The sequence below is a fragment of the Streptomyces sp. NPDC007205 genome (assembly GCF_040634095.1).
Taxonomy (GTDB): Bacteria; Actinomycetota; Actinomycetes; order Streptomycetales; family Streptomycetaceae; genus Streptomyces.
The window spans coordinates 173,962-196,409 of sequence record NZ_JBEYEW010000015.1; the positions used below are offsets into that span (position 1 = coordinate 173,962).

18 protein-coding genes and 2 pseudogenes are annotated in these 22,448 nt (G+C 66.4%); 11 read left to right on the forward strand and 9 right to left on the reverse strand.

The genetic code is table 11. From position 1 onward, the window contains the following. Window positions 1-553: 553 nt before the first annotated feature. From ABZ624_RS24805 to ABZ624_RS24815, 3 genes are read right to left on the reverse strand one after another with little or no spacing between them, the layout of a single operon-like run. A complete protein-coding gene (locus ABZ624_RS24805) occupies window positions 554-1,411 on the reverse strand; it encodes a phosphatase PAP2 family protein (RefSeq protein WP_360092883.1) in 858 nt (285 codons plus the stop codon). Continuing rightward, window positions 1,408-2,226, reverse strand: coding sequence for a polyphosphate polymerase domain-containing protein (locus ABZ624_RS24810; RefSeq protein ID WP_360092886.1), 819 nt, complete (start codon window positions 2,224-2,226; stop codon window positions 1,408-1,410). Before ABZ624_RS24810 ends, ABZ624_RS24805 begins: the two co-directional genes overlap by 4 nt. Then, window positions 2,223-2,876 carry a DUF4956 domain-containing protein gene (locus ABZ624_RS24815; protein ID WP_360092889.1) on the reverse strand — a complete coding sequence of 218 codons (654 nt, stop codon included), beginning with the start codon at window positions 2,874-2,876 and terminating at the stop codon, window positions 2,223-2,225. Before ABZ624_RS24815 ends, ABZ624_RS24810 begins: the two co-directional genes overlap by 4 nt. A gap of 156 nt (window positions 2,877-3,032) precedes the next feature. Here ABZ624_RS24815 and ABZ624_RS24820 point away from each other — a divergent pair, with 156 nt between their 5' ends. The 6 genes and pseudogenes from ABZ624_RS24820 (at window position 3,033) to ABZ624_RS24845 (ending at window position 7,722) form a co-directional block, all read left to right on the forward strand. After that, a complete protein-coding gene (locus tag ABZ624_RS24820; protein WP_360092892.1) occupies window positions 3,033-3,704 on the forward strand; it encodes a response regulator transcription factor in 672 nt (223 codons plus the stop codon). Further along, complete coding sequence (locus ABZ624_RS24825; RefSeq protein WP_360092895.1) at window positions 3,701-5,074, forward strand: ATP-binding protein; 1,374 nt, start codon at window positions 3,701-3,703, stop codon at window positions 5,072-5,074. The genes ABZ624_RS24820 and ABZ624_RS24825 overlap by 4 nt, the downstream gene beginning before the upstream one ends. 37 nt (window positions 5,075-5,111) lie before the next feature. Further along, entirely contained in the window at window positions 5,112-5,327 is a 216-nt protein-coding gene (locus ABZ624_RS24830) for a hypothetical protein (RefSeq protein WP_360092898.1), read from the forward strand. Next, on the forward strand, window positions 5,318-5,587 hold the full coding sequence (locus tag ABZ624_RS24835) for a VTT domain-containing protein (protein WP_360092901.1): 270 nt from the start codon (window positions 5,318-5,320) through the stop codon (window positions 5,585-5,587). Before ABZ624_RS24830 ends, ABZ624_RS24835 begins: the two co-directional genes overlap by 10 nt. 14 nt (window positions 5,588-5,601) lie before the next feature. Beyond that, a pseudogene (locus tag ABZ624_RS24840) lies at window positions 5,602-6,412 on the forward strand (IS5 family transposase). Between the two features lie 69 nt (window positions 6,413-6,481). Then, window positions 6,482-7,722 (forward strand): annotated as a pseudogene (locus tag ABZ624_RS24845) (IS701 family transposase). On the opposite strand, the gene ABZ624_RS24850 reads toward ABZ624_RS24845, so the two are convergent. Then, complete coding sequence (locus tag ABZ624_RS24850) at window positions 7,654-8,205, reverse strand: hypothetical protein (protein WP_360092904.1); 552 nt, start codon at window positions 8,203-8,205, stop codon at window positions 7,654-7,656. The pseudogene ABZ624_RS24845 and the gene ABZ624_RS24850 sit on opposite strands and share 69 nt — an antisense overlap. An 889-nt stretch (window positions 8,206-9,094) precedes the next feature. After that, a complete protein-coding gene (locus ABZ624_RS24855) occupies window positions 9,095-9,949 on the reverse strand; it encodes a fumarylacetoacetate hydrolase family protein (protein WP_360092907.1) in 855 nt (284 codons plus the stop codon). A gap of 261 nt (window positions 9,950-10,210) precedes the next feature. On the opposite strand from ABZ624_RS24855, the gene ABZ624_RS24860 reads away from it, so the two are divergent. Next, window positions 10,211-10,933, forward strand: coding sequence for a GntR family transcriptional regulator (locus ABZ624_RS24860; protein WP_360092910.1), 723 nt, complete (start codon window positions 10,211-10,213; stop codon window positions 10,931-10,933). A gap of 628 nt (window positions 10,934-11,561) precedes the next feature. Here ABZ624_RS24860 and ABZ624_RS24865 read toward each other — a convergent pair. Next, window positions 11,562-12,020, reverse strand: coding sequence for an AAA family ATPase (locus tag ABZ624_RS24865; RefSeq protein ID WP_360092913.1), 459 nt, complete (start codon window positions 12,018-12,020; stop codon window positions 11,562-11,564). Window positions 12,021-12,924: 904 nt separating this feature from the next. On the opposite strand from ABZ624_RS24865, the gene ABZ624_RS24870 reads away from it, so the two are divergent. From ABZ624_RS24870 to ABZ624_RS24880, 3 genes are all read left to right on the forward strand, one after another. Continuing rightward, window positions 12,925-13,479 carry an RICIN domain-containing protein gene (locus tag ABZ624_RS24870; RefSeq protein WP_360092916.1) on the forward strand — a complete coding sequence of 185 codons (555 nt, stop codon included), beginning with the start codon at window positions 12,925-12,927 and terminating at the stop codon, window positions 13,477-13,479. A gap of 394 nt (window positions 13,480-13,873) precedes the next feature. Further along, on the forward strand, window positions 13,874-14,557 hold the full coding sequence (locus tag ABZ624_RS24875) for a hypothetical protein (protein WP_360092919.1): 684 nt from the start codon (window positions 13,874-13,876) through the stop codon (window positions 14,555-14,557). Between the two features lie 288 nt (window positions 14,558-14,845). Continuing rightward, window positions 14,846-15,019: a hypothetical protein gene (locus ABZ624_RS24880; protein ID WP_360092922.1), complete on the forward strand. Its 174-nt coding sequence runs from the start codon at window positions 14,846-14,848 to the stop codon at window positions 15,017-15,019. A 74-nt stretch (window positions 15,020-15,093) separates the two neighbouring features. Here the strand turns inward: ABZ624_RS24880 and ABZ624_RS24885 are convergent, their stop codons facing one another. Both ABZ624_RS24885 and ABZ624_RS24890 read right to left on the reverse strand, forming a co-directional pair. Then, window positions 15,094-17,634, reverse strand: coding sequence for a LuxR C-terminal-related transcriptional regulator (locus tag ABZ624_RS24885; RefSeq protein ID WP_360092925.1), 2,541 nt, complete (start codon window positions 17,632-17,634; stop codon window positions 15,094-15,096). Between the two features lie 315 nt (window positions 17,635-17,949). Further along, on the reverse strand, window positions 17,950-19,530 hold the full coding sequence (locus ABZ624_RS24890) for a GMC family oxidoreductase N-terminal domain-containing protein (protein ID WP_360092928.1): 1,581 nt from the start codon (window positions 19,528-19,530) through the stop codon (window positions 17,950-17,952). Between the two features lie 490 nt (window positions 19,531-20,020). On the opposite strand from ABZ624_RS24890, the gene ABZ624_RS24895 reads away from it, so the two are divergent. Beyond that, on the forward strand, window positions 20,021-20,194 hold the full coding sequence (locus ABZ624_RS24895; protein ID WP_360092931.1) for a hypothetical protein: 174 nt from the start codon (window positions 20,021-20,023) through the stop codon (window positions 20,192-20,194). A gap of 460 nt (window positions 20,195-20,654) precedes the next feature. Here ABZ624_RS24895 and ABZ624_RS24900 read toward each other — a convergent pair whose 3' ends face one another. After that, window positions 20,655-21,455, reverse strand: a complete 801-nt coding sequence (locus ABZ624_RS24900) for a hypothetical protein (RefSeq protein WP_360092934.1) — start codon at window positions 21,453-21,455, stop codon at window positions 20,655-20,657. Window positions 21,456-22,448 lie beyond the last annotated feature (993 nt).

The window sequence follows — 22,448 nt, forward strand, 5'->3', positions numbered from 1 at the left end:
CTCGGCCATCCATCACTGCAGTTCACCCCATGGCGCACGGCGCTCTCTCCGTATAGAGCTGGAGTTACTCCAGCAGCCGCATCAGATCAAACTGGCACAAGGCCATCCTGCGCTCTCCTCCGGTCGAACTTCCCGTTCCTCAGGGAGACTTGCACGGTGGCCTGCCCCTTGTTCCGGGAGCAGTCACCACCAACGGGTGCACGCCCCGGACAGATACCCGCGCGTTCACGACTCGCGACCGGCTACACCACTCGGCGGGACGCCATCGTGCCGCGGACACACCGCGTCAGAGGGACGCCCCTCTGGCCTTACGACGACTCCAAGGACACATAGCCGCCTCGCGATCTGCAGGAAAGCAGAGCGTGGCTCGGCGGGGCGTCTTCCTTGCTGGGTACGTTTCCACGCGCAGGACTTCAACGATTCATGTGACACAGGTCGCGGCTCAGCTAAGGGCTTACAGAGAATCAACATGCTGATGTGTGCACTTACCCACGTTCGTCTGCCCGCCCCACGTGAGTCGCGGGGCGGGCAGATCGCCGGGTCCTCAGCGATCTCAGTGTCCGTTGACGGCGAGTTCGTAGTCGCCGATCAGGTCGCCGAGCAGGGTGCCGGCGGTGAGGTCGCTGGTGACGTGGCCGGCCATGTAGAGGCGGGAATAGAGGACTTCGTCCTGCATCCACCCGTAGTCCTCGGCGCGGTGCGGGGAGAGGGCGCTGAGGAGAGTGACGGCCGCGGCGGAACGGGCCGCGTGTCGGGAGGGGTAGGAGTACGGCCCCTTGGCGCCCGGCTTGACCTGCTTGTCGGGGCGGAGGGTCGGGTCCAGGACGAACGGGGCGGGCTGCTTGTCCTTGGCGGCCAGCTGGTCGCTGATCGTCTTGGCCAGCTTCAGGGCCGCCTTGAGCTCGGCCTTCTCGGCCGTGCCCTGCGCGGTGGGGATCAGTTCGCGCTGGTCGTGAAGGTAGAGCTTCCAGATGTCCTTCTTGCCGTAGAGCTCCAGCCAGGTCGCGGCCTTCTTGCCGGCTGCCGTGCGGGTTTTCGCGAGCTGCTGGTCCGCACGGAGTTCGGCGGTCCGCTCCTTCGCCGTGGGCGGTGCCGGGGCCTGCTGCGCGGCCCAAGCGGCGAACGCCTTGTCGTCGCGGGTGGTGCCATGCGCCTTCTCCCACTGCGCGAAGAGGGCATCCGCCTTCTTGTGCTGGGCCGCGGCCTGCTTGCCGATCGGGGCGATCTCGGCGTCGGTGAACAGCGTGGGCGGCGGGTTCTGCTTGATCAGCGCCGTCGCGCCGGGTTTCTTCGCGGAGCCGCCGGTGGCGGCCGAGACCAGCTGCGGTCGTACCACTCCGACGGCGACGGCCGCGACGGCGAGCAGTGCGATCAGGGCGTACGGCCATGTGATGCCGCGCAGCACGTTCATGCGGCGGGGATCCTTTCGTAGAGCGGTACCGTGCTCGCCCCAGTGGTGAAGTGGGTGCGAGCGAGGCGGCGTACGTCGTTGTCGGGGAGGCCGGGGGTGAGCAGGGACTGGCCGATGACGTACTTGCTGAGGGAGACGGGCCTGCCGCCCAGGTTCAGCAGCAGCCGGTCGGCCGGGGCCGGCCGGACCCCGCCCTTGGTCTCGACGAGCACCTGGCCGGAATCAAGCGCGGCGGTGCGGTCGCCGTGGTGGCAGGTGAGTGCGCCGTCGAGAGTGACGCGGGTGCCGTGGTCCAGGTCGGCGAGGGCTGCGCGGACGTAGCGGACCTCTGCGGCGGGGGCCAGTTCCTTGGCCGTGACGGGGATGCCGGATGCGGCCAGCACCTGTTCCACGAACTCGGCTGCCTGCGCGTCGAGTTCGCCGTACGCGGTGGCCGGGACCTTGAGGGCGTTTTTGACCGTGGCGCCGCGGCCGTCCTTGGTCTTCACCTCAACCCGGCACAGCCCGTCCTCCGCGTACAGGCGGGTGCGTACCTTCCAGCGTCTGCGACGCCGTTGCACATGGGCCCGCCATGCGGCGAGCTGCTCGGTGTCGAAGTAGGTGCTGAGGTAGCTCGTCGTACGACGGCCGGCCAGGTCCAGGACGCGGTGGCTGTCGGCGAGCCCGGCGACGAGGTGGCGGGCTCGGTCGAGCGGGACGAGGTACTTGCGGTCGGTGCGGTGCTGCAGGGCTGCGGCCACGTCGACCTCGGCCAGTGTCGCGCCGCGCAGTGCCGAAAGGCCCAGTCCGACGGCGAAGGAGGACGCGGAGGTCATGACACCGTCACCTGCTCGCGCGGTTCGGCGTCCGGGGCAGCCGTCGGCTCCCCGGGCTGAGCGGGGTAGCGGGCGGAGACCCGAGTGGTCTCGCGGACGTAGTCGACCTCGTCGACGACCACGCACAGCGGCGCCTGCCCGAAGCGGAGCGCCACGTCGTGGGCGATGAGCGCGGGCTCCGGGTAGATCCGGTCAAGGGTGAGCTTGACCGTCCGGGTCGGTGGTTCGTACGACTTCGGGTCGTCGACCAGCAACACCGCCAGCAGCACCACGGCGTCCAGTACGGCGACCAGCCACATCTGCCGGTGCGGCAGACCCGTGCACAGGGCGATGACCAGGGTCACGAAGGTGTAGGCCACGTCGCGTAGAGTGAACGCCGCACTGCGCAGCCGGACCAGGGAGAGGATGCCGAAGAGGCCGAATCCGACCCCGGCCGGGAACTTCCCGGCGCTGATCGTGCTCATCGCGGCGAACAGGCCGATGTTCAGCGCGGCCAGCACCAGCGGCATCGCCGGGGCGCTGGGGCGGCGCCGGTAGAGCCAACCGACCATGACCAGCAGCGCGATGACATCGACACCGCCGCGGGTCATCAGGTCCATCGGAGCGATGTGGCCGGCGATGCCCTTGGCGGCGAGCACCAGTGCGTGCATATCTGTCCCTTCCGTCCCGGCGCGTGGGAACGGCGGACCGGTCGCGGTCCGCGGAGCACCGCGACGTGAACGACGGTAGGGAAGTCACATGAACAGACCATGAAGCCCCCGGCACCTGGAATCCGGACACCTGCGCGGGCGGCTAGCCTGGCCGGCATGCACTACCTGGTCGTCGACGACGAGACCCGCCTCACGGACCTGGTCGTCCGCTACCTCACCGAATCCGGGCACAGCGCCGAGGGCCACTACGACGGACCGTCCGGTCTCGCCGCCGCCCGCGACCCGCGCGTGGACGCCGTGGTCCTCGACGTCATGCTGCCGGGCATGGACGGGGTCGAGGTGTGCCGGACACTGCGCGCCGAAGGCATACACATCCCCGTCATCCTGCTCACCGCGCGCGCCGCGATCAGCGAGCGGGTCGCCGGGCTTGACGCCGGCGCCGACGACTACCTGGTCAAGCCGTTCGCCATGGAGGAGCTGCTGGCCCGGCTCCGCGCGATATCCCGGCGCCGTCCCGAGCACTCCGGGCGCCTGAAGGTCGGCGACCTCGTCCTCGATCCCGAGCAGCAGCGCGCCTGGCGGGGAGACACCGAGCTCGACCTGTCGCGGCGGGAGTTCGACGTACTGCGGGTGCTGATGGCGAACGCCGGGTGCGTGGTCACCCGCCTGCAGCTGCTCGACGAGGTCTGGGACGGCGAGACCGACCTGCGCAGCAACGCCATAGACGTCCACGTCTCCAAGGTGCGCGCCAAGGTCGACCGGGCCTTCGGCCGTACGACGATCACGACCCTGCGCGGACGCGGCTACCGCCTGGAGACCGCCCCATGACCCTGCCCGGCCGACTGCGGCCGTGGTTCCGGCGGCTGCCCGTCGTCACGCGCCTCGTGCTGGCCGTCGCCATCACCATGTCCCTGGTGCTGAGCGGGGCGGCTGGACTGGTCTACTGGCGGGTCAGGACCGCCCTCGACCAGCAGCTGAACGATGACCTGACAACCTACCGGCACAGTCTCGATCAGGCGGTGCGCACCGGAACCCGGCTCCCTCCCGGCCCCAGCGGCAGCCTCCAGCAGGTCCTCGACGCACACGGCCGCGTCCTGCGCTCAAGCGACGCCCTCCGACACCAGCCGCTGCTCACCTCCGCCGAACTCCGCGCCGTCACGCGTGGCGCCACGGTCCGGCGTGACGTCGGTTCCCTGCTCCCGATCACCCCCGGCACCCTGCGCCTCCAGGCGAAACGCGTCACGGCGGACGGACAGACCCGGATCGTGATCGCCGCCGTCCGGCGCGGCCACCGCGACGAGGCTCTGCGCGAACTCCTCGCCCAACTGGCCATCGCCTCCGGCCTGACCCTCATCGCCGCCTCCTACGTCGGCTACCGCACCGCCCGCGCCGCCCTGCGCCCCGTCGAGCGCTATCGCAGCGGGGCCGCCACTCTCGCGGACGGCGTCCAGAACCTGCGCCTGGACGTGCCCGCCGACCACGAGGACGAGATCACCCGCCTCGGCCACACCCTCAACCACATGCTCGACCGCCTAGCGGAGTCCGCCGAACGCGAGCGCCGGTTCGTCGCGGACGCCAGCCACGAACTGCGCACCCCGCTGTCGCTGCTCCGGGCCGAGGTCGACGTCGCCCTGCACCGCCCCCGCTCGGCCGGGGAACTCACCGAGACCCTGCGCTCCGTGGACGCCGAGGTCCAGCGCCTGATCGACCTCTCCAACGCGCTGCTGGACCTGGAGGAACTCAACAGCACCCAGCACATCACCCGTGCCCCCGTGGAACTCGCCGACCTCGTCGAAGCCGCCGTCGCCCCGCATCGGCGCACCGCCGAGCGGGCGGGGCGGCCCCTGATCGTCGACGCCGCCCGCGCGACCGTCGACGTCGACGCCCGCTGGCTGCGGCCCGCGATCGGCAACCTGCTCGACAACGCACTCCGCCACGGACAGGGGACCGTCCGCCTCACTGCCACCGTCCACGACAGCGCGCTTCGATTGCGTGTCACGGATGAGGGGTCCGGCTTCCCGCCGGAGTTCCTACCCCGGGCGTTCGACCGCTTCGCCCGCGCCGAGGCCAGCCGCACCAGCGAAGGTTCCGGACTGGGACTCGCCTTCGTCCACGCCGTGGCCACCGCACACGGCGGCACCGCACGCGCCGAAAACACCGGGCTCGGGACCGCCGTCACCCTCGACCTGCCCTGCTGACCGACGCGCGGGTTCGGTGGCCGCGTACGGTGAAGGCATGCCCCCGGTCCCCGTGGAGGACTTCGGAGTCCCCGCCCCGGGAGAGACCATCCTGATCGCCGCCGGCATCTACGCCGGGGCAGGGCGGCTGAACATCGTGGCCGTGGCGTCCATCGCGTTCGCCGCCGCCGTCATCGGGGACAACATCGGTTACCTGATCGGCCACACGGCGGACGCGCCTTCGTCCACCGCTGGGGCCGCTACGTGTTCCTGACCCCGGAACGCTTCCAGGCGGCCGAGGAGTTCTTCACCCGCCATGGCGGCGAGATCGTCACCGGCGCCCGCTTCATCGAAGGACTGCGCCAGCTCAACGGCATCATCGCGGGCACCAGCGGCATGCCCTGGCGCCGCTTCCTCGTCTTCAACGCCCTCGGTGCTGCACTCTGGGTCGGCCCGTGGGCGACCCTGGCTTACGTGGCGGGCACGCACATCACCGCCCATCGGTGCTGTGGCCGTGTCCGAGGCGGGAGTTGAGCATTCGGTCCGGTGTGGAGACGTCGCCGTGGATCGTGTCGGATGCGCTGTGGGACCGCTTGGAGCCGCTGCTGCCGCAGCGCGAGCGGCGCTTCCGCTACCCAGGCCGCAAGCCGTTGCCCGACCGGGACGTGCTGTGCGGGATCCTGTACGTCCTGCACACCGGGATCCAGTGGGAGTACCTGCCCAAGGAACTGGGCTTCGGCCCGGGCATGACCTGCTGGCGACGCTTGCGGGACTGGAACAAGGCCGGAGTGTGGCAGCGACGTCACGAGGTCCTGCTCGCTGAGCTCAACGCGGCCTCGCGGCTGGACTGGTCCCGCTGCGTGGTCGACTCCTCCCACGTCAGGGCGTTAAAAGGGGGCAGCACACGGGCCCGTCGCCAGTCGACCGGAGCCGGGCCAGCTCGAAGCACCACCTGATCAGCGAAGGGCACGGCACTCCGCTCGCGGTACTCTCACCGGCGGCAACCGCAACGACGTCACCCAGCTGCTGCCCTTGCTCGACGCGGTCCCGCCGGTCCGCGGCCGGGTCGGGCGTCCCCGCCGCAAGCCCGACTCCCTGCTCGCCGACCGAGGCTACGACCACGACATCTACCGCGACCAGGTCCGCGCCCGCGGCATCGTGCCCGCCATCGCCCGCCGAGGCACCCGCCACGGAACCGGCCTGGGCACCTACCGGTGGGTGATCGAGCCGACCTTCGCCTGGCTGCACGGATTCCGACGCCTGCTGATCCGCTGGGAACGGCGGGCCGACATCCATGAAGCGTTCCTCAAACTCGCCTGCTGCCTCATCACCCTCCGGCGACTGAGCTCATTGTGTTAGCCGTTGTTAGTACTCCAGTCAGATTTCGTGTCCTGAGCTGGTGGTTGTCGTTGTCCGGGTATGGAGGCGATGGTCGAAGCCGACCAGTGGCAGGGTGAGTTGGAGTCGGTGTTCGCTCGGGTGGCGGGCCGCTTTGCACGGGTGGATCTGCGCCGGCGGATGCGGGACTATGTCCGCGGCCTGCTGGCGCCGGTGGGACGCAAGAACAGCTGGCAGTTGGCCGAGTGGGCCGGCCACCGCGACCCGGCAGGTCTGCAGCACCTGCTCAACGGCGCCCGATGGGACGCCGACGCGGTCCGGGACGATGTCCGGGCCTATGTCGCCGAACGGCTTGGCCCGGGCGGGGTGTTGATCATCGACGACACCGGCTTCATCAAGAAGGGCAGCACGTCGGCGGGGGTGGGTCGGCAGTACACGGGCACCTCGGGAAAGATCGACAACTGCCAGATCGGTGTGTTCGCCGCCTACGCGACCGGCTCGGGACGGTCTTTGGCCGACCGGGAACTCTACTGCCCAAGTCCTGGACGTCCGACCGCGAGCGCTGCCGGGCGGCGAAAATCCCCGATGAGCGGACGTTCGCGACCAAGGGGGAACTGGCCCGGGACATCGTGCGCCGTTGCCTGGCCGCCGGTCTGCCCGCCGCCTGGGTCACCGCGGACGAGGCCTACGGCCAGGACTGGCACTTTGGCCGCCTGCTCGAGCAACTCGACGTCGGCTACGTGGTCGCCGTGCCCAAGTCCCAGCAGATCAAGTCCCTGGCCGGAATCTGGCGCATCGACCAGCTCATCGACGAGGCACCCGGTGGTGCCTGGCAGCGGCTGTCCTGTGGCGACGGAGCGAAGGGGCCACGGATCTATGACTGGGCCGCGGCCAAACTGCCCGCCAACCTGATCTTCGACCCCGATCCGCCGACCCACCACCGCTGGGTGATGGCCCGCCGCAGCCTGTCCGACCCCGCCGAACTCGCCTACTACCTCGCCCACGCACCCGTCGGCATCGAGCTCGCCGAACTGGTCCGGATCGCCGGCAGCCGATGGGCCATCGAGGAATGCTTCCAAGCTGCGAAGAACGAGTGCGGCCTGGACGAGTACGAGGTTCGCCGCTACCTCGGCTGGTACCGACACATCACCCTGGCCATGCTCGCCCACGCCTTCCTGACCGCCCTCGCCACCCAGGCAGACGGTGACGCAAGGGGGGCAGCAGAAACGGATCGGCCCTCGCTCCGCTCACCGTGGCAGAGATCAGGCGCCTGCTGGACAGTCTCCTGCCGCCTCCCCGCCCCCACCAGGACAGACGCCTCCACGCCCTGAGCTGGTCCCACTGGCACAGACGCCACCAAGCCACAGCCCGTCGCTGCCACTACCGAAAAAGAGGCAGCTCAGGACACAAAATCTGACAGGAGTATTAGGACGCCGCCGGGTCGGATGCTCGTCCCAGTCGTCCGGTTCTGGCCACCCCTCCGGCGAGTTCTTGACGTAGTGGGAGACGGTGGTGGAGTCGGCGAACCCGCAGATCTTCGCGGGTTCGGCGGGGCCGGCCATCTCTTCGGGGTCGCCGTCGAGCTTCGGCGAGTTGGTGGTGCTGGCTGCGGCGCGCTGCCGCTGAAGCTCGTGGTGCCACGCCGCCCATACGTCGCCGTCCCAGTGCATGACGCCGTCGATGGTCTCCGCGACGGGCGGGTGCCCGTTGTTCTCCCGGTCGGTCCACAAGTTCTGAAGCGTCGGCTCGCTGATGCCGTGAACCTTGCGCAGGTCCGCGCGTGAGTAGAGCGTGCGGCTGGTCTTGCGGGGCACGGTCGCCTCCTGTGCCGGGTAAGGGTGGCTATCGGCGGCGGCCCAGTCGGCGCGGCCGGGGTGGTCGGCGGGGCCACGCGCCTTCGTGAGCCTGGAACGGGTGAAGCGCTCCCTACGTTGTTCTTGTGCCGCCTGATTCGGTTCCGGCGGGGGCATGGGCAAGCAGCGGTCAAGCAGCGTCCCTGGGCCATGCGTGCGTGACCAGAAGAGGAGTGCCTGGGCAGGTACATATACGCTCGCCCCGAATGGCCGCTGGACGGATGCTGCTCCCGGGGGTCACACACGAGAAGGTTGTGGTGATCCTCGGAGCACCGCAGGAATGTACCCTCGGCCTTGATGTAGTCGCTGATCTTGAAGCCAATGCCGGATACCAAGAACTGCATCGTGGCCTCGACGTCCACCGAACCCATGACCACGTGACCGAGTTTCCGCGGCTGTACACGATCCAGGCGAAGTACTCCCGGCGCACGTTCGCCCACGCGCTCGTAGTATCCGGGGCCGTTGTGGGTCGCCGGCTGCACCGGAGGCTGCTGCACCTTCGGAGCGATCTCGAGAACGACGCGCACGCCCGTCGCCCTGTCTCGTGCGGTTAGCGCGGTCAGGGTGCGGTCGGAGCGCACTCCGAGAGCCAGCAGCCGGTTCGCCGCGGCAGTCAGGTCGTCCGAGTCGTCGACGCCGATGGTGAGTTCGACCAGACATCGTGTGCGGGAACGTACGAGTCGTAGTTGCCGGCCGCCATCTCGAGTTGCGAACCACCCGCCGCCGACGTCGGACAGCCCGAATTCTGCGTAGTAAGCACCCGTCTCTTCCGGGTTGGGGACTCCCATCACAACAGAAGTCAAGCGATGCAATGTCACGTGGCACATCCTTCGAATTTGACGATTCGGCGCTAACCGCTTGTGACGAACGTGTGGCGCAACTCACCGATCCCCCGCACACTGCTCACCAGCTCGTCACCCGCAGTCAGCCATCTCTGCGGAGTTCGGCCGAAGCCCACGCCTGCCGGGGTTCCCGTGAAGATGATGTCTCCTGGCTCCAGGGGCAGAACGGCGGACAGACGGGCAATGAGTTCGGGAATGGAGAAGATGAGATTCCGGGTGCGGGACCTCTGAACCGGCTCTCCGTTAAGGAAGCACTCGATTTCGATGTCGTCCGGGTCGTCGAACTCGTCGACACTCACCACCCATGGCCCCATGGGTCCGAAACCGGGGAACGACTTGCCAAGAGAGAACTGCGGCGGCTGTCCGGTCAGTTGCATCATGCGCTCGGAGAGGTCTTGCCCGACAGTGAGACCGGCTACGTAATGCCAAGCCTGCGACTCGGCCACGTTGCGGGCGTGACGGCCGATCACTGCGACGATCTCGGCCTCCCAGTCGACTTTCCCCTCTGCCGGGAGCGTGATGGCACCGTGGGGCCCCGTGAGACAGTTTTGGAACTTGGTGAAGACCACGGGCGCCTCGGGAGGCGTGAAACCGGACTCGGCTGCATGGTCCAGATAGTTCAGACCGATGGCGAATATCTGACGTGGTGCCGGGACGGGCGCACCGAGATCGGCTCGGTCGAACGCAACGGCATCGTGGTCATGGAGATCGATCCGTGCCACGGCGTCCCGGAACTCGGGCCAGCGTCCGTACACGGCCTGCGGATCCGGACCGAACTGGCCGCTCGTGAGTTCCTGGACGTCGTATGCGTCCTCTGACGCGTCGACGAGGACCAGGCGTCCCTTGAGATTGGCGATACGCATCGCTGCTCCGGAGTGGGTCTGTTGGCATGAACGCTCAGACTTCTCGGGTCCGGGCTTCTCGGTTGTGCCCGGCGCAAGGCTGAGGCTGTGGCTCGCTCGGCCGGAGGTCTTCCACGGCCGGCGACCTCGGATGCTGCGCCTCCCTGGAACTGGAGATCGGCGAGCTAACAGGTGCTGGATGTAAGTGAAGCAGGAGAGATTCGAAAAGTCAACGAAGTTTCGAAAGTTTTGGCTGCACTCGAAAGCTGCTAGGTTCGTGGCATGTCCAGCAGTAAGGGAAGAACCCGGAGCGACGACCTCTACGACGCTGTGCGTGGCGACATCATGGGAGCCCGGCTGAGGCCTGGTGAGCGCCTGAAGTTCCCGGATCTCGTGCAGCGGTATGGCACGAGCGTCGGAGCTGTCCGGGAGGTGCTGGCGCGTCTGGTGGGAGAAGGGCTGGTCCGCAGCCAAGCCCACAAGGGATTCATGGTCACCCCGTTGTCGCACCGCGATCTCATGGAGCTCACCGAGGCACGCATGGAGGCGGAGTCGCTCGTCCTGCGACGTGCCATTCACGACGGAGACACACACTACGAAGCTCGGGCAGTCGCCGCACACCACGTCCTCGAGCGGACGCCGTACCTTGACGAGGCCGATCCCAGCCACCCCACCGAGGCATGGTCCCGGGCGCACGCCGAGTTCCATCGTGCTTTGCTGCAGGGCTGCAGTAACCAGCGTCTGCTCAACGTCGCGTTGGCACTGCGGGATGAAGCGGAGCTGTATCGTGCCTGGTCGGTCGCCTACCACCAGGAGCCTGACCGTGACGTGGTCGAGGAGCACAGGCTGTTGCTCAAGTACACCGTCGAACGGGACGCAGATGCCGCTGCCGAACAACTCCGCCGCCACCTCGCGCACACAGCGAGCCTGCTGATCTCCGTGGCAACAGACGAGCCGAACCCTCAGCCCGCGTCTGAATCGCCCCGAAACAGCCAGCGACGCTAGTCTCGCGTCGGTTCGTGCGACGCTGCTGCGCGCGCCGTGCAGGCGGCGTCGGCAGGCCGCGGATGTGACTTTCACCGGACTGGCTCTCTTCCTTCGGAGCCACTGGGCACCCGGCTGTCCCTGTGGGACGCGCCCACCCGTCTCCTAGGGGGAGGACCGGCGAGGCTGCCACAGGAAGTCAGCAAACCAGTAGCCTCGGGACAGCTGTGCAGTCTGCGAGGTACGACCCTGCTCGCAAGAGGAGCAAACTACGCGGCCGGGTACCTGTTCCCCACTCAAATCGGGAACGGATACACCGGAACCGCCGCCGAGACGGCTGGCAGGCGCCGTGGTTGGGCAGTCAGCCGATGCGGTGCCGAGTGGGCGGGGCAGCCGATGCAGCACGTTCCGGTCCGCCGCACCCGACCGTCGCTCCGCATCAGCGCCTCGGACAGCTCGAAGAGCGCGTCGTCCCGGTCCCGCCCGTATCTACCGCTCGTCAGCCGCGACACCACTGCCCGACACCTGCTGCTCCCGAACGAGCCGACCGTTGACATAACATACGGCGTCCCCGAAGAGCTACCTCGCCGGCCTCCATCTGCGCGCCTCGGTGATCTGAACCAAAGACCTCACCCGGACCACTCGTTGATCACGACGAGATACGCGCCCTGGCATGGCGGCGGACACGAAGGCCTCCATGCGGTGAAGAGCCGATGGTCGCCAGTACCTGCAACCCCGCCGCCGCGGACAACAACGTCGCGACCAAGGAGGCACGCGACTCAAACAGATGCTCACAGTTGTCCAGGACGAGCAGCAGCCGCCGGCCAGCGAGGTAGTCGGTCGACACCTCCACCGGCTCGCGCCCCGACTCGTTGCCCAGTCTCAACTTCGCGGCAACCGTCTGCGCCAGCAGGCTCCCATCCTCCAGCGCCGCAAGCTCCACCAACCACACGCCACCGGGATAGGAACGGCGCACCTCGGTGGCCACCCGCAAAGCCAGCCGGGTCTTGCCGATACCACCCGCACCGGTCAACGTGACCAACCGGCCGCACGACAGCAGCCGCCGCACCTCCGACACCTCGTGCCGCCGACCGACAAAGCTGGTCATCTCAGCAGGCAGGTGCCCGCGTCCCTCACCGTGCCGCCCATGGCCGAAGACTACGCCCAGAGCCGGCTGCACCGGCGAGAACGCGGCGCCCGGTGCAGGTACCCGGCTCACAGGTACTCGAACAGGTAGTTTCACCGTCTCGTAACGCGCGACTCCAGGTGCATGATTCTCCCGCTCTTGGCAGTCGGAGGAGAGACAAGGCAGCAGGAGGTCACACCATGCAACCGACCCAACCGCTTCGGCGCTGGCTATCCCGACGCTGACACAGCTCGATCGTACAGAATTTCCAGTGAACACGAAGATGGCCGGCCGGCGCCACGGTGCGCATAACTCTCGCACCGCAGGACTGGGAACGGGGGCTTCCAGCCGGATCACTGGACGTCGAGAACTCCATGATCTTGGAAGCCGTGCCTGCCCTCGTTCCCACACCGTCCACATGACACATCGCCATGAACGAACGCCACTCGACTATGCCCAGGCCTGGTCGACGCACGGAAGCCCACGTGGCGATTGGGCAGCTAAGTAGGCATTCCCCGGTCCTCAACGCACCACTCCGACGCATACCTCTCCCCGGAACAGCGTTATCGCGCCTGTTCAGGGCCTCTGCAAGATCCGGTACAGCACACGGCGAGACCCGCCAATACGAACCGGACTCGGGCTCCTGCCCAGAAATGCAGAAAATGCGCCCACACGCATGCCAACATGTCGCGGCGACCAGCGGCGAAGCACGTGTCCGCACCTGTTCCCTGACCCGGAGAATGCGCCAGCGCACCCACGAGAGCCATGAGACGCCAACTATCCGCCCCGATCAACATGAGCAGGCAGCCAGCTGCACCCCTACAAAAGATCAGCCACTTGGGAGCCCACCCGTAAATGCAGCCTTGCCCGGGCTACCAAGAAGCAGATGACGTCACCTGAAGACACAGGAGTCGCAATGAGCGTAAAATCCAAACGTAGCTCATCGCTCATCACGATAATTATAGCAGCTTGCCTCGCCGCCTTTGGGCTCGCACTCTCCCCCATGGCCGCAGGGAAAGCCCACGCCGCTGACTGCCCATCAGTGGTCGGAGGATGCGTCTCGTTCATCAGCGGAGTTGACAACAGCAGCGTGATCGACGTACCCGGCGGCAAGACCGATTCGGACGCGCTTCAGCGATGGAGTGCCAACGGGGCCGACAACCAGCACTTCCAAATATATCCCCTGAGCAACGGTACGGTCGAAATCAAATCCAAGCTCAATACGAGCCTCTGCTTTGGAAACGGCGGAAATACCACGGTTGGGTGGACCTATATTAGACTGAACACCTGCACCGGCAGCGATGATCAGAAGTGGTATTTCGAGCCGGACCCGGGCGGTGGCTACCTGATCCGCCAGGTGGCCGACGACGCTGTACTGCCTTGCCTCCGTCGAATCGGCGGGATTCGGCGGCACTCACCCGTTGATCAGGTACAATTGTGACAATGGCTCCGCGCAGAGGTGGACCATCTATGATGCGTCACAGTCGCCGATCAAGGACGGCCCCTACTACCGGCAACTCGCCGTCCAATACGCCATTTCCCACTGCGCCGAAGCAAAAAGTACGAGCTACTGCAAGTGGGTGACCCAGAGCACCGGCGCCACAACCATTGGATTTCCGATTTGCAGGAGTCACTTTAACAATCTCCAAGGCTCCGGAACCCAACAAGTGCAGCTGCCAGAGACAGATATGGTCTCCCATTCAACCACTGTCGGCAAGAGCGTAAGCACCGGAATGGAAGCCTCGGCCTCGCTCGAGGCGGCAGCTGGCGAAGCCCCCCTGACTGGTACAGCGGGCCTAACGTGGTCTTCGTCGTGGCAGAGCACGTTCGCGGACATGTCAGGCACTACGTCAACGGGCGGCGTGACGCCCCAGTACCAGGTTCCCGCTGGTACTGAGGCCTGGCTCGTGGAGATGCCGACGAAACAGTCCCTGACCGGGCACTACACATTCAACCCCGGCGGTTTCGCTGCCTGGAACTATAATGGGATCCTTACTTACAGGGTGCCCGCCACCCAATCCAGCAACTGGACGGCGAGTGACAGTAGTAAGGGCGACGAGCCTGCTGTCTGCAACCTCGACTCCGCGTTCTACAATCCCGGGTCGGGAGGCTCGCAACTGGGTGCGATCCAATCAGCCGGCAACGGCAGGGGTGTGATGGCCCAAACGGACTATACGGGCGCGTACCAGGGTATGCTCCGCGCGGACGGTGTCGGGGAAGGATTCACTCTCACGCATGAGTCCGATGGTTCTGTCGCCCTCAAGAATCAGTCCAATAACATGTACGTGTCGGCCGAACTGGAATATATCGGTGGCGACTATGGGATGCTCCGTGCGCGGGCGAGCAGCGTCGGCCCCTGGGAGAAATTCGACGTCGTAGGTCAGTCGGATGGTTCTGTCGCCCTCATGTCCAAGGCGAACCACGAGTATGTGTCAGCTGAACTGGCCGATACGGGTTCGCACTACGGGATGCTCCGTGCGCGGGCGAGCAGCATCGGCCCATGGGAGAAATTCAGGTGACCGATTCAGGCCGGCTGAGGCAGCTTGACCACCAAATAGGCTGAGATCGGCCAGCAGCCTGACATCAACCTCTATAGCCGCACCGAAACAGCAACCAGAAGAACCTATCGGAGCCGATTACTAATTGCGCGAAGAGTGAGGCTCGACCTGTCGAGCGGAGATGTTTACATCTCCGCTCGACAGGTGTCGGGGTCTCGCTGGTCGTTGTCTTTTCTTCCCCATTCAACCTACCGCGGCTCGTGAAATGGTCCGAGCGGCCTGGTCGCACAAGGGGCACGAAACTTGGTCATGGATCTGGAGGATGACGGGCGCCGGGCAGGGTTCCTGATCCGCGATCGGGATGGGAAGTACCCGCAGGTGTTCGGCGCGATCCTCGCCGACGCCGGGACCGAGACCGTGCTCACTGGTGTCAGGATGCTGCGGATGAACGCGGCGATGGAACGCTGGGTGGCAACCTGCTGACGTGAACTCCCCGACCGGACGCTCATCTGGAACCAACGCCATCTCATCAATGCACTAAGCGAGTTCGAGAGCCATTACAACACCCACCGCCCGCACCGTGCCCTCGACCAAGGCTCACCTCTCAGAGCACGGCCCCCACCGATGGGCAAGCCGGGTTCCGCAGGCCGGCTGAATCGGGCGACAGAGTCCCACAGCGTCGGACAGTTCGGACAACGGGTCGCCCTGGTTCCGCCCGTACCTAATCGTGCGTCAGCCGCGACACCGCTACCCGACGTCCGTTGTTCCCGAACGGCCTGGCCGTTGACATACCAGGCTGCGATTTGCGCGCGTGAGGTGAACTCGAGCTTGATGAGGATACGTTGAACGTGTCCCTCGGCAGTGCGGGGGGCGATGACCAGGCGCGCGGCGATCTCCTTGTTGGTCAAGCCCTCGGAGACCAGCTTGGCGATCTGCATCTCTCTCGGCGTCAAGAGTGTCTCTTCGCCGTTCGGTTGCAATTGCTCGTTGGTCGGAGTCACTGTCTCGAGCGCGTAGTCGATTGCTGCCTGCTCGGAAAGGCCGCAGCCGCGTTGGAACGCGGTGTGGTAGCGGTCGTCACCGAGGGCTGCGCGGACCATGGTGATGTGCCGATGGTGAGCGGTTCCCACCAGGTGAAAGAAGTCCGGTGATGTGCCGACCGTCTGCCACATAGTGGCGGCAGCACCGAAGAGGGTCGCTGCCCGGACATGGCGCGCCTGCTGTTCGCTCACCCAGGCGAGGATGTCGAACGCGAAGGCCATCAAGAACTTGGCGCTCGTCCGGCGGCGCAGGTTCAGGGCCTCGCGCGCTGCCGCTTCCGCGTGCGCCAGGTCATGATCGAGTTCGAGGAAGGAGACGGCCAGCAGGGCCCACGAGCGCCAGATCGTCTCTCGGAGCCGCGCGGTGATGGCAAGTTGATCCTCCAGGAGCGCCAAGCCCCGCTCGCGCTCGCCCCTCTGCCCGAGGATGAGTCCGTGTATGGACATCGCGAGAAGCTTGCCGCTGAGCTCGTTCCCTGATGTGAATCCGGACAGGGCGTCACCGGTGAGCAGCTCCGCTTTCTCCATATCTGCGGTTGATGCAGCTTTCATCCCTTCCACGAGCGTCACGTACGCGCTTTCAGTCGTGAGGCCGAGCCGCTCGGCCAACTCGGCTGCCTCAGCAAGCTGCGCCTGCGCGGTGTCGACGTCCCCTTGCAGCAGGGCAACCCAAGCGTTTCGACGCACGGCAGAGGCTCGCTCCGGCGAAGGCTCAGGACTTGCCGCCAGCGCTTGATCGAGCCAGTGGCGCGTCACGCTGTTGAAGCCCTGGACGCCCAGGTAGGTGCCCAGCTTGTCGGCCATGCGCAGTGCGGCGAGGGCGTCACCGGGCTGGGTAAGGCAGAAGCCGAGGGCCTCTCGCAAGTTGGCGTCCTCGCGTCGCAGCCGCAGAATCCAGGCCTCTTGGTCCGGTCCCATCCAGTCGGCCTGGAATTGGTCCACCATGCGGGCGTACCAGTCGCGATGGCGGCGGCGGACGGCAACGAGCTCGTCGGCCGTCGCGAGCCGCGACTGGCCGTACTCTCGTATGGTCTCAAGCATCCGGTAGCGCACGAAGCCGTCATGCTCGTCGCGAATCAGGATGGATTTGTCAACGAGGGACAAGACTATGTTCGGTATGTCCTCAAGTGTTATCCCATCACCGGCGCCGACGTATTCGATTCCGGCCAGATCGAAGCTGCCGGAGAATGCCGATGCTCGGGCCCATAGTTGCTGCTCGGACTGCGAGCACAGGTCGTAGCTCCAGTCGATCAGCGCTTGCAGTGTGCGTTGCCGTGTGGGGGCGCTTCGCGGGCTGACGGTGAGCAGGCGATAGCGTTCAGACAGGCGCTCCTCGATCTGGCCAAGTGACAGTGCGCGCAGCCAGACCGCGGCCAGCTCGATCGCCAGCGGGATCCCGTCGAGCGCATGGCACAGGCGCGCGATCGCCGCGCTGTCCTGGCCACGGAGATCGAACCCGGGCAGAACGGCGCTGGCGCGATCGATGAACAGCTTTACCGAGTCGTACTGCGCAAGAGCATCCGGCGACCACACTGCTTCGAGGCCGGGTACCGGTAGCGGAGGAACCACCAACGTCGCCTCGCCGTAGACGCCGAGCGACTGCCGGCTCGTCGCAAGGATCTGCACCTGCGGACACGCACGGACAAGGACGTCGACGAATTGCGCACAGTCGTCGATCAGATGCTCACAGTTATCGAGCACAAGGAGCATCTCGCGGGACCTGAGGTATTCGACGATCATGTCGATCGTTGTGCGCGACGGTTGGTCGATAAGGCCGAGCCGCGCCGCCACCGCGTGGGCCAACAAAGAGGAATCGTGCAATTCAGCCAGTTCGATGAAGCGCACGCCGTCCCGAAAATCCCGCCGCATGGTGGCGGCCACATGCACGGCAAGGCGGGTCTTGCCTACCCCTCCAGGGCCTGTGAGCGTCAAAAGCCTGGAGGTTGCCAGCAGGCGCTTCGAATCAGTCACCTGCTGGCGTCGGCCGACGAAACTGGTGACGTCGACTGGCAGGGTTCCGGCACATTCCGGGACGCCAGGCCGAGCTTCGGTTGTCACACTTCGGAAGGCTAATCGATCCTCGAACGGGAAAGTAGTCTACTGGGAAGTAGCTTGAGATGAGTGGTGGTCGCGGCACGCCTGAGGGGCGTTGACGCCGCCGCGTGGCGGCACAGGATCGGGCTGATGCCTTCGGACAGGTCCCGCCAGGTGTTCCTGGGGGCATACCGTTTTGCTGACCAATCGCTTGGGGGCAATGAGGCTGGCGTCTGCCAGCTCAGCATCAACCCCGAGCCTCCCGCCTTCGGCGCATGGCCTTCGAGGACGCGAGTTCCGGCCGCCGTCGCGGCCCTTCTGCGCCGATCCGAGCCCTGGCTAGAAGTGGCGGAGGAGGTCCGCTGCCCGCTCAGCGATCGCGTAGACGGTGGCATTGGTGTTGGCCGAAACGGCAGTGGGCATCACGGAGGCGTCGGCGAGGCGCAGGCCCTGGATGCCTTGCACGCGTAGGTCGGTGTCGACGACGGCTGTCTCATTGGTGCCGATCCGGCACGTTCCGGCGTAGTGACAGTAGTTCCTGAGGTTCTCCCGCAGGTACGTGCGCAAGTGCTCGTCGTCTTGTGCGTCGGTGCCTGGGAGTGCCTCCTGGGCTCGCCACGGGGCCAGTGCCGGAGCGTTCCCCATCTCCCGGGCGATGCGCAGGCCACGGACCATGGCATCGATGTCCCGGATGTCCGTGTAGTACTGAGGGTCGATCAGCGGGGCCTCACCGGGTGTGGTGCGTGCCAGGCGTACCGTGCCGCGGCTGAACGGCGTCATGAGCGCGACGACGATGGTGTATCCCTGCCCCACGTCGGGGCCGGGCAGGGAGGCCTCCCGTAGCGGCACGTCCACGAACATGATCTGCAGGTCGGCCCCTGCCAGTCCCGCGGCACTGCGCACCAGTCCCTGGACCTCGCCGTGGTTGTTCACCGACTGCGGGACCGGTTGCGCCGCCTGGTAAACGACGCCGGTCATCGGATGGTCGTGCAGGTTGGCCCCCACTCCTGGGAGGTCCGTGACGATGTCGATCCCGAGTTGGCGCAGGTGCGCCTGCGGACCGATACCGGACAGCATCAGCACCTGCGGTGTCCCTATGGTGCCGGCTGTCAGGACGACCTCTGCGGAGCATCGCGCGAGGTATGCCTTCCCACCGATGCTGTACTCGACTCTGGTGCAGTGGTTGCCGACCAGGATCACCCGGTGCGCCAGGGCCTCGGTCACGACGTCGAGGTTCGGGCGGTTGAACACCGGCCGCAGGCAGGCGTCGGCGGCGCCCTGCCGCTTGCCGCCGAAGATGCTGAGATCACTCCACCCGAAACCTTCGTCAAAGCCCGCTGCCAGGTCCGGGACCTGGGCGTGGCCGACCTCGGCTGCTGCCTGCAGGCCGGCCTGCGCCAGCGGGTGGCGTTGCACTGCGGGCCCTACCCGCAGAGGGCCGTCCATGCCGCGCACCGAGGCATCGCGTTCTGCGACTCCGGTGAGGTTTTCGGTGCGCTTGAAGTACGGGAGCAGATCGTCGTATCCCCACCCTTTCGCGCCGGCCTCCGGCCAGGCGTCGTAGCTCGAGCGGTGGCCCCGCACGAAGCTCATGGCATTGATCGACGAGGAGCCGCCCAGTCCGCGCCCGCGCGGCCATGGCACCACCAGAGCGTCGAGAGCCGCCTGCGGCACGGTCCTGTCCGCCCAGTCTGCGGACGTCCCCTGCAGTGCGGGCCAGGCCGGCGGTAGGGCCATGAGTTCGAGCGGTTCCGCGCCGCCTGCCTCCAGCAGGAGCACACGCCCATCCGCTTTCTCCGACAGACGCGAGGCAATTACGCAACCTGCGGAGCCAGCACCTACGACAATGAAGTCGCAATCAAATGCAGGTCCACAGCCAACCCCGGAGCCTCGTAAAAGTCGTGACACAACAACATGCATATACTTGCAATGCTTTGTAAATGTATGGGCGTTTTGCGGCAACCTCCGTGCCGCGCCAGTGGCTGGCCCGCATGCCCGCGCTGCTCCACGGCCGTGACTAGAGGAAACGCCCGCCGTAACGTTCGTAGCCCCGGCCGGGATGTTCCCCCGTGTCGGCCGCAATCACTGGCTCCAGCCGTACGAGCCGTCGTCCCCCAACCGGCGTCCCGATTGTCGTCGCTGAGCAGGTCGTCCACCTCGTCCTGGGTGAGTTCGCGCGCCTCGTCCACGGCCTTCAGGATGACGGTTCCGCCCGGGGCCTACTCAGGTGGCCACGCCGAAGGGGCTGTAGCCAGGCCCGAGCTTTTGGTCGTATGCCTTGGGCCGGAGGCCGAGTTCTGGAGTATCCGTCGGACCGATTGATGTGGTCGGTCAGATACGACACGACCTGGGCCAGGCACTGGGGGCGATCTCCCACCCCTCTTCCAGGAGCTGGCAGATGATCTAGGCGATGTCCAGGGCGTCGTGGAAGATTACCTGTTGTGAGCAGGGCGTTGAACGACACCGCCTTCTCCTGCTCGACGGGGTCACTATCGGCAATCTCGCCCTGGTTGCCGAAGCCGATCCATTGGGAGAACCGGTCAACGTCTCGGCCTTGTTCGTCGCCGCGGTCACGCCGCCGTAAAGGTGCAGCGTCACCGAGGAGACGACGCCTTCGCGCCCCAAGATGGCCACCCGCATCCGGCGCTGGAACTGGGGGGCTACGGATGTCCAAGCGGGCGATCGACCCGCGGTCGGCGATATCGGGGGGGTCGTCGTGCCGGTGGTGCGCTCTGGTGGAGTGTGTAGTGCGGGCGGCGTTGCAGTGGTTCTCGAACTCCCCCAGTGGAAGGTGACGTTGGTTCCAGATCAACGGTGTGGTCGAGGACTTCAGGTCAGAAGGTGAGCACCGAGCGCTCCATCACCGCGTTCATCCGCGGCATCCTTGCGCCGGTGAGCGCGGCAACGATCCCGGCGTCGGCGAGGATCGCGTCGAACATCTGCGGGTACTTCCCACCCCGATCTCTGATCGGGAGCCGCGCTTGGCAACCCGGCGTTCTTCAGGTCCGTGACCAGGTTCCGCACTGCAGCCAGTCGCACGTTTGTCACGAGCCGTGGGACAGGAAGCGCTCGAGTACGTCGAGCCAAGCAGTGTTGCGGTTGCCTTTTGAGCCGCCTCCCCACAGGACGACTGCCTTGGTGGCCTTGCCGCTTGCTTGAAGCTCGTATGACCACAGCCTGGGCGGCAGGTACTGGCCGGATTGCCGTCGGTCTCGGAACTGAGGCCACTGGAAGGGGTACATGGGCTTGTCAGGGGCGATCTGCTTCGCCTCGGCGCGGGCCCGTTCGAGCCTGTGCTGCCAGCTGGTCTCGCTGTCCGTCGAGCTTGTGTAGAGACTGGGAAGGAAGACGTCCTCGTGCACCGCGAGGGTGCGGGCCAATGGGTAATAGGCGCGGCTGGTGTTGCCGAGCAGATCCCAAAAGCCGATTTGCTTGTGCGGGGCGACTTCACGCGTCCAAGTCAGCAAGGTTGACAGTTTTTGGAAGTGGCGCTTGGCCACCTTTGGTGTGCCCGTGAGATAGAGGGTCTCGTAGTCAAGGACGAGGGGCCCGGGGTTTGCCATGTGCTGCCGTACCAGTTTCTGGTAGGCATCCTTCGGGGGCAGGACGAGTTCGGTGGTGGGACGGCCGTTGGGGCTGCGCACGGGCTGCCCCGAGAGGGCCGCCACCCGGCCCTCGTAGATGATGTTGGCTTTGACCGCGCCGTACTGCGCCAGATCGAGGTGGGCGTAGAAGGTTGTGTCGTAGACGGTGAATTGGGGTGGAGCAACAGCCGACGTAGAAGGAGAGGGTGCTGGTGAGGGAGCGTCCGATGCTCCGTGTTGACAAGCGGTCAGCAGCAGCATGCCAAGGACAGCGGCAAGAAGACGTCGCACGATGCGAAGCTACCTATCTCGTGTGGGCCTTGACAGGAAACCGAGGAGCCGGGCGACCAGCCGTGTGGGCGGATCCCGTCCTCCTGTTGTTCCTGGAATCGGTGAAGGGCACGGTCAGATCGTCGTCCCCTGGTCAGACAGAGCGGCCGAGTGTTGTGCGCTCCGTTCACAGGCAACCGGTTATCCACCTGAAGTGGTTCAGTCACCAAGGCGCCCGGGGCCGAACGTCCTTTCACGGGTTGTGGGCTGAAGTCATCGATGGTCCAGCGTGTGACGGCTCGCAGGCCACCATCGGACTACTGGTCGGCAGCAACGTCTGACGCCGATGCTCATCGCCTGGGCGTTCTTCGTCCTGAGCATGCGGTCTCCGTCTGGCAGGGGCTGCTTTGGGCAGTGCGCAGGGCGTCCGGCAGCCGCTCCGGCGTCGAACCGGTGGGCCAGCGTGGCTGACGGTAGGGCCGGTTCTCGTGGATTGGATGTGGCCGGCGCGCGAGGTGAACCGGCAGGCGCAGATGGCCGACCTCGTGGAACGCCGTTGCCTCGGTGTACGGGGCGCCCGCCGAGGTGGAGCAGGCCGCGCCCGCCGGCACGGCCGACGACCTGTCCCGCGAGAGGCAGGCCCGAGCGCGGCCCCAGTCCTCGAGAGGTCGGGCTGCGCGTGCGTCTGGTAGCCCAGCGCACCGAATTGGACGCCGAGTTCGAAGAGTTCGGCTTGTGATTCCCGGTCCGCACCGGATGAGGGGCGGTGCGGTGCTGCTCGGCGTGAAGGAGCCCGAGCCGCCTGGGTTATTGCGTACTTGGACTGACGACCACGGCCAGGAGGAGCCCGCTAGATGTATTGATCACGAGCGTTGTTGACAGCCGCGGGGCTTGATCATGGCGAAGACCTCCGGTGTGGTGGAGCTGTCTAGGACTGCACCGCACGGAGGTCTTCGTGTCCCACCGTAATGCCCGGCTGACCGT